Genomic DNA, 7413 nt, shown 5'->3' with positions numbered 1-7413 from the left:
CCGGGGAACTGCGGCTGCCACTCGGTGGTCGGTTCGAGTACCCAGGCCGGGTCGGCCGGGTCGTGCCAGCGGTCGCGGTAGCCGCCGCTCATCGAGGGCCCTCGACGCCGGGCGTGCGGCGCGGCCCGATGCCCGGCTCGCGTCGCTCGCTCACGGCGGTGTCACCTCGTTGGAAATTGTCGTGCCGTTGCCCTCACCTGCCGGTAGAGTCGCCCGACCCGGCATGGCATGGCTGCGGATGGAGGGTAGCGAGGTGGGCTCGGTCGCCGCCACTGTGGCATCGCACACGGGCTCAAACGTTATCCTCTGGTTCCGGACATTTAATGCGATATGTCGATCCGGCTTCCGGCGACACGCCACCTACCGGCAGGCCGCCCTGGCGGGCGTCGTCACCAACACGGTCTTCGGGTTCCTCAGGTGCTACGTGCTGCTCGCCGTGGCCGGTGCGGCGGGCACGGCCGGCGGATACGACCCGGCGCAGCTCGTCACCTTCGTCTGGGTGGGGCAGGGGCTGCTCGCCGTGGTGCTGCTCTGGGGCTGGACGGACCTGGCCGACCGGATCCGCACCGGTGACATCGCCGGCGACCTGCTCCGCCCGGTCCACCCGGTCACCAGCTACCTCGCCACCGACCTGGGCCGCGCCGGGTACGCGGTGCTGGCCCGGATGCTGCCCCCGATCCTGGTCGGGCCGCTCTTCTTCGACGTCCACCTGCCCGCCCGCTGGCCCACCGTGCCACTCTTCGTCGGCTCGGTGGTGCTCGCGGTGGTGCTCTGTTTCGCCTGCCGCTTCCTGGTCAACGCCACCGCCTACTGGTTGCAGGACGTACGCGGGCCGATGGTCCTGTGGACCCTCGGCTCGGGAGTGCTGGCCGGGCTCTACTTCCCGCTGCGTTTCCTGCCCGAGGAACTCCAGCGGATCCTGTGGTTCGGCACGCCGTTCCCGAGCCTGTTGCAGACTCCGCTCGACGTGCTGGTCGAGCGGGATCCGCCGGTCACCCAGGCAGGGTTGGTCGCCCTCCAGGCCGGCTGGGTGGTGCTGCTGCTGGCCGGGTGCCGACTGGTGCAGCGTCGGGCCGAGCGACGGCTGGTGGTGCAGGGTGGCTGAGGTGGGCGGGACGCTGGCCGCGTACCGGGCGCTGCTGGGGGCCCAGGCGCGCGCCCAGACGGCGTACCGGACCTCCTTCGTGATCGACCTGCTGGGCAACGTCGGCGCCACCGTCTTCGACGTGGTCACCGTCCTGGTGCTCTACGGCGTGACCCGGGAGCTGGGCGGCTTCACCCTGCGCGAGACGCTGGTGATGGTCGGGCTCACCGCGTTCGCCTTCGCCGTCGCCGACCTGCTGGTCGGCAACATCGAACGGCTACCCCGGTACGTGCGCACCGGGCTGTTCGACGCGGTGCTGCTGCGTCCGCTCGGCGCGCTGCCCCAACTGCTGTTGATGGACCTGCCGCTGCGCAAGGTCTCCCGCGGGCTGTTCGGCCTGGCGGTGTGGGTGACGGCGTTGGTCGGCGCCGGCATCGAGTGGACCCCGTCCCGGGTGGCGCTGGCCGTCGTCGCCCCGCTCGCGGCGGTGGTCTTCTTCGGTTCGGTCTTCGTGGCCACCGCCACCGTGTCGTTCTTCTGGATCGAGTCGGGGGAGTTGGCCAACTCGGTCACCTACGGTGGGCGGGACTTCGCGTCGTACCCGGTCACGGTCTTCGCGGGCTGGTTCCGGGCGGCCTTCGCGTACGGGCTGGGGTTCGCCTTCGTCAGCTACCAGCCGGCGCTGGCGCTGCTCGGCCGCGCCGACCCGCTCGGCCTGCCGGCGTGGGCCGGTTGGGCCGCGCCGGGCGTCGCGCTGGTCGCGCTCGCCGGCGCCAGCCTCACCTGGCGCGTCGGTGTCCGCCACTACCGGAGTACGGGGTCATGAGCCTGGTCATCGACGCGCGGGGCCTGCGCAAGGAGTTCACGGTACGGGTGAAGGCCGGCCGGCTGCGTCGCGAGCGGCGCCGCGTGATCGCCGTGGACGGCGTCGACCTACGGGTCGAGCGGGGCGAGCTGCTTGGCTACATCGGCCCGAACGGCGCCGGCAAGTCGACCACGCTGAAGATGCTCACCGGCGTGCTGACCCCGTCGGCGGGGCAGGTCCGGGTCTGCGGGCTGCGCCCGGTGCTCCAGCGGACCCGGCTGGCGCTCGGCATCGGCGTGGTCTTCGGCCAGCGCTCCCAGCTCTGGTGGGATCTGCCGCTGCGCGACTCGTTCGACCTGCTCCGGCACGTCTACCGGGTGCCGGCCGCCGAGCACGCGGCCCGGCTGCGCCGCTGCCGGGGGCTGCTCGACCTGGACGGCTTCCTCGACATCCCGGTCCGGCAGCTCTCCCTCGGGCAGCGGATGCGCGGCGAGCTGACCGCCGCCCTGCTGCACGGTCCGCAGGTGCTGTTCCTGGACGAGCCGACGATCGGCCTGGACGTGGTGAGCAAGCAGGCGGTCCGGGGCTTCCTCGCCGAGTTGGGCCGGGCCGGTGACACCACGCTGGTGCTCACCACCCACGACCTGGCCGACATCGAGCGGCTGTGCCACCGGCTGGTGGTGATCGACCACGGGCGGGTGGTGCACGACGGCACGATCGCCGAGCTGCACCGCCGGTACGGCTCCCGCCGCCTGGTCGTCGCCGAGTTGGACGCCGCGCTGGTCACGCCGTTGACGCTGCCCGGCGCGCCGCTGCAGCGGGTGGAGGCCGACGGGCGCCGCCTGGTGTACGCGCTGGAGTCGGCGGGCGTGGCGGAGGTGGTGGCCGGGCTGGCCGGCCTGGCCACGCTGCGCGACATCGCGGTCGTGGAGCCGGACATCGAGGAGGTGGTGGCCCGCCTCTACCGGGCGCCCGTCCGCTCGGGTTGAGGGCCGTGGCCGGCCCGCCGGTTCAGATCTTGTCGCCGATGTTCACCCGAGGCGCGGGGGCGCGCATCCGGCGGAAGGTGATCGACCGCATGATCGCGTACAGGTAGAGCGACCCCATCCGCTCACCGCTGTTCGGGAACCGCTCCCGCACCAGCTTCTTGATCTTGCGCGCGATCAGGATCGAGTCGACCACCACGCCGAGCGCGAGGGCACCCCAGATCAGGTTCGACACCAGCCGGACCACCGGCGGCATCGCCTGGTTGGAGCCGATCAGCACGATCAGCGCGCCGCCGAAGAACCAGGTGCCGACCGTGCGCCGGGAGTCGACCACGTTGCGGGCCAGCAGCCGCTCGGGGCCGCGGTCCCGGGGGCCGCCCTCGCGGCGGAACTCCGCGGCGGCCTCGGCGCGCGCCTTGCGGCGCTGCTCCCGGGCCTCCTCCTTGGTCAGCGGCTTCGCCGACCCGGCGGGGCGGCGACCGGCGCCGGGACGCTTCGGGGTCTGCACCCCGAGCTCCTTCTTGCTGGGCGTGTAGCCCCGGGGACGGTTGGCGGGCGGCTCCTCGGTCACCACCGGGCTGGTGGCGGAGGAGTCGGAGTCGGCGGACTTGCGGCGAAACAGCGACGGCACGAGGTGAAGGGTAGCCAAACGTGGCCGCCCGGTGCACATCACGGTGCACCGGGCGGTCTGGCGGGACGCTTCGGGGGCTACGGGCGCTCGACGTGCGCGCCGAGGCTGGCGAGCTTCGCCTCGAAGTCCTCGTACCCCCGGTTGATCAGGTCGACGCCGTACACCCGGGAGGTGCCCTCGGCGGCGAGCGCCGCGATCAGGTGGCTGAAACCGGCCCGCAGGTCGGGGATGACCAGGTCGGCGGCGTGCAGCTTGCTCGGTCCGGCGATCACCGCCGAGTGCTTGAAGTTGCGCCGGCCGAAGCGGCACGGGGTGCCGCCGAGGCAGTCCCGGTAGACCTGGATGTTGGCACCCATGGAGTTCAACGCCTCGGTGTAGCCCAGCCGCTGCTCGTAGACCGTCTCGTGGACGATCGACAGGCCACGCGCCTGGGTCAGTGCCACCACCAGCGGCTGCTGCCAGTCGGTCATGAAGCCCGGGTGCACGTCGGTCTCCAACGCGACGGCGTTCAGTTCGCCGCCCGGGTGCCAGAACCGGATGCCGCCCTCCTGGCCGGCGTCGCCGAGCTTCGGTGGGCGCGAGTCGGTCACCTCGTACGCGCCGCCGACCGAGCGGAAGACGTTTAGGAAGGTCATCATGTCGACCTGCTGCGCGCCGAGCACCTCGACGTGACCGCGGGTGGCCAGCGCCGCCGCCGCCCAGCTGGCGGCCTCGATCCGGTCCGGGATCGGCCGGTGCGTGTAGCCGCTGAGCCGCTTCACGCCCTGGATCTCGATCACCCGGTCGGTGTGCACCTTGATGATCGCGCCCATCTTCTGCAGGATGCAGATCAGGTCGATGATCTCCGGCTCGACCGCGGCGTTGCGCAGCTCGGTCACGCCCTCGGCCATCACCGCGGTCAGCAGCACCTGCTCGGTCGCGCCCACACTCGGGTACGGCAGGGCGAACTTCGTGCCGTGCAGCCCGTTCGGAGCCGACAGGTGCAGCCCCTCCGGGGTCTTCTCCACCGTCGCGCCGAACTCCCGCAGCGCCTGCAGGTGGAAGTCGATCGGGCGGGGGCCGATGTGACAGCCGCCCAGGTCCGGGATGAAGGCGTGGCCGAGCCGGTGCAGCAGCGGCCCGCAGAACAGGATCGGAATGCGGCTGGAACCGGCGTGCACGTTGATCTGGTCGGTGCTGGCGCTCTCGACGTTGGACGGGTCGAAGACGAGCTCGCCGTCCTCGTCGCCGTCGCTGACCTTCACCCCGTGCAGGCCGAGCAGGCCGCGTACGACCTCGACGTCACGGATGCGGGGCACGTCGTAGAGCCGGCTGGGGGTGTTGCCCAGCAGGGCGGCGACCATTGCCTTCGAGACGAGGTTCTTCGCGCCGCGCACGCGGATCCGCCCTTCCAGCGGAGTGCCTCCGTGTACGACCAGGACGTCGTTGGTCAACGCAACCTCCAGCGCGTCGGGTGGTGCCGGTGTCGAGGGATCGGGCCCGCTGGCCGAGCGCCGGTCGGCTGTCCAGCTACCCGAATCGGGATGGGCGTGAAACGGCCCGTGAATGTTCGCCCCGGCAGCATAGCCCTCGGTGACGAGAATGGAATCGGTCACATCACCAAGGATGGCACGAACCGGTGCTTCCGGTGCGTATCCGTGTCAGCGATGTGACCGTGGGTGATTATCCGGCGGCGGGTGGCGGCGTGTCGGCACCCGGCAGCGCGAGCATCTGGTCCAGCGCCACCCGGGCGTGGTGTGCGGTGTCCGGGTCGACGGTGATCTGGTTCACCACCCGGCCGGCCACCAGCTCCTCCAGAGCCCACACCAGGTGCGGCAGGTCGATCCGGTTCATCGTCGAGCAGTAGCAGACCGCCCGGTCGAGGAACATGATCTGCTTGTCCGGGTGGGCCAGCGCCAGCCGGCGGACCAGGTTCAGCTCGGTGCCCACCGCCCACGCCGAGCCGGCCGGTGCCGCCTCGATGGTCTTGATGATGTACTCCGTCGAGCCGACGAAGTCGGCGGCGGTGACCACCTCGTGCCGGCACTCCGGATGCACCAGCACGTTGACGCCGGGCACCCGCTCACGCACGTCGTTGACGCTGTCGAGGGTGAACCGGCCGTGCACCGAGCAGTGCCCCCGCCACAGGATCATCTTCGCGTCGCGCAGTTGCTGCGGGGTCAGCCCGCCGCCCGGCTTGTGCGGGTCGTAGAGCACGCAGTCGTCCAGCGAGAGGCCCATCTCCAGCACCGCGGTGTTGCGGCCCAGGTGCTGGTCGGGCAGGAAGAGCACCTTCGTGCCCTGCTGGTACGCCCAGTCCAGGGCCCGCCTCGCGTTCGACGAGGTGCAGACCACACCGCCGTTGCGTCCGACGAAGCCCTTGATGTCCGCCGAGGAGTTCATGTACGTCACCGGGACGGTGTCGGCCGCGATGCCCAGCTCGGTCAGCACGTCCCAGGCGGTTTCGACCTGCGACAGCACCGCCATGTCCGCCATCGAGCAGCCGGCGGCCAGGTCCGGCAGGATCACCTTCTGGCTGTCGGAGGTGAGGATGTCGGCGCTCTCGGCCATGAAGTGCACGCCGCAGAAGACGATGTACTCCGCGTCCGGTCGGGCGGCGGCCTCCCGGGCCAGCTTGAACGAGTCGCCGGTCACGTCGGCGAACTGGATCACCTCGTCGCGCTGGTAGTGGTGACCCAGCACGAACACGGTGCTGCCGAGCGCGGCCTTCGCCGCAGCCGCCCGGGCCACCAGGTCGGGGTCGCTCGGCGCGGGCAGATCACCCGGACACTCCACGCCACGTTCGGTGGCGGGGTCGCTGCCGCGGCCGAGGAGCAGCAGCGCAGTGGCGGTGTTGGAGGGCTCAACCCAGGTCGAAGTCACGCCTCCCATGGTCCCACAGGGTGGCCGGCCCGCATCCGCCACCGGTGTGGCCTGCCACACTGCCAGCCATGCGTGTGCTGCTTTGTCCCGACAAGTTCGCCGGCACCCTGGCGGCGCACGAGGTCGCCGCCGCCGTCGCCGACGGCTGGCGCGAGGTCGCCACCGGCGACGAGCTGCTGATCCGGCCCCTGGCCGACGGTGGGCCGGGCTTCGTCGCGGTGCTGGCCGACGCGCTCGGTGGTCGTCGGATCCCGGTGCCGACCCTCGACCCGCTGGGTCGGCCCGTCGAGGGTGAGATTCTGCTCACCGACGACGGAACCGCCTATCTGGAGAGCGCCCAGGCATGCGGGCTGCACCTGCTCTCCGCCGCCGAACGCGACCCGAAAACCACCACCTCGTACGGGCTGGGGACGCTGGTCGCCGCGGCGGTGGAGCACGGGGCCCGCACGGTGGTGGTCGGGCTGGGCGGCTCCGGCACCAACGACGGGGGCGCCGGCCTGCTCACCGCGCTCGGCGCCACCGGCCTCGACGACACCGGCCGGGCCCTGCCGTACGGCGGGGCGGCGCTGGCCGGCGTCGCCGCGCTCGACGGCGCGCCGCGGCTGCGCGGGGCCACCCTGGTCGCCGCCACCGACGTCGACAATCCGCTGCTCGGGCTGCACGGCGCCAGCAACGTGTACGGCCCGCAGAAGGGCGCCACCCGCGCGGACGTGCTGCTGCTCGACGCCGCGCTGGAGCGTTGGGCCGCGGTGCTGGAGAAGGACCTGCCCGGTTGCCCGCCCGGGTTGGGCACGTTGCCCGGCGGCGGCGCGGCCGGCGGGCTCGGCGCGGCGATCCTCGCCCTCGGCGGGCGCTGTGAGTCCGGCATCGACCTGGTCACCCGGGCGATCGGGCTGGACGCCGCCCTCGACGCCGCCGACCTGGTGATCACCGGGGAGGGCTCCTTCGACCACCAGTCGCTGCGCGGCAAGGTTGTCGCCGGGGTCGCCGGCGCGGCCCGGGACCGCGGGGTGCCCTGTGTGGTGGTGGCGGGGCGGGTGAGCAC

At 72.2% G+C, this 7413-nt stretch carries 7 protein-coding genes; 4 read left to right on the top strand and 3 right to left on the bottom strand.

Annotated features, from left to right (window positions below):
* Positions 1-253 precede the first annotated feature (253 nt).
* The 3 genes from E1182_RS27730 to E1182_RS27720 are packed head-to-tail and all read left to right on the top strand — an operon-like array spanning position 254 to position 2878.
* Positions 254-1105, top strand: a complete 852-nt coding sequence (locus E1182_RS27730; protein ID WP_132270693.1) for an ABC-2 family transporter protein — start codon at positions 254-256, stop codon at positions 1103-1105.
* Complete coding sequence (locus tag E1182_RS27725) at positions 1098-1910, top strand: ABC transporter permease (RefSeq protein WP_132270691.1); 813 nt, start codon at positions 1098-1100, stop codon at positions 1908-1910. Before E1182_RS27730 ends, E1182_RS27725 begins: the two co-directional genes overlap by 8 nt.
* Positions 1907-2878, top strand: coding sequence for an ATP-binding cassette domain-containing protein (locus E1182_RS27720; protein ID WP_132270690.1), 972 nt, complete (start codon positions 1907-1909; stop codon positions 2876-2878). The genes E1182_RS27725 and E1182_RS27720 overlap by 4 nt, the downstream gene beginning before the upstream one ends.
* A gap of 22 nt (positions 2879-2900) precedes the next feature.
* On the opposite strand, the gene E1182_RS27715 is transcribed toward E1182_RS27720, so the two are convergent.
* From E1182_RS27715 to nadA, 3 genes are all read right to left on the bottom strand, one after another.
* The gene (locus E1182_RS27715) at positions 2901-3545 is read right to left on the bottom strand and encodes a DUF3043 domain-containing protein (protein WP_132270689.1); all 645 of its coding nucleotides are present in this window, start codon (positions 3543-3545) and stop codon (positions 2901-2903) included.
* 38 nt (positions 3546-3583) lie between these two features.
* Positions 3584-4951: a UDP-N-acetylglucosamine 1-carboxyvinyltransferase gene (murA, locus tag E1182_RS27710; protein WP_371687611.1), complete on the bottom strand. Its 1368-nt coding sequence runs from the start codon at positions 4949-4951 to the stop codon at positions 3584-3586.
* Between the two features lie 217 nt (positions 4952-5168).
* On the bottom strand, positions 5169-6368 hold the full coding sequence (nadA, locus tag E1182_RS27705; protein WP_132270688.1) for a quinolinate synthase NadA: 1200 nt from the start codon (positions 6366-6368) through the stop codon (positions 5169-5171).
* Between the two features lie 68 nt (positions 6369-6436).
* Between nadA and E1182_RS27700 the strand changes: the two genes are divergently transcribed.
* A partial coding sequence (locus tag E1182_RS27700; protein WP_132270687.1) for a glycerate kinase occupies positions 6437-7413 on the top strand: 977 nt, incomplete at its 3' end.

This window comes from Micromonospora sp. KC721 (assembly GCF_004348355.1).
GTDB lineage: Bacteria > Actinomycetota > Actinomycetes > Mycobacteriales > Micromonosporaceae > Micromonospora.
This window is presented reverse-complemented; position numbering and strand designations above follow the sequence as displayed.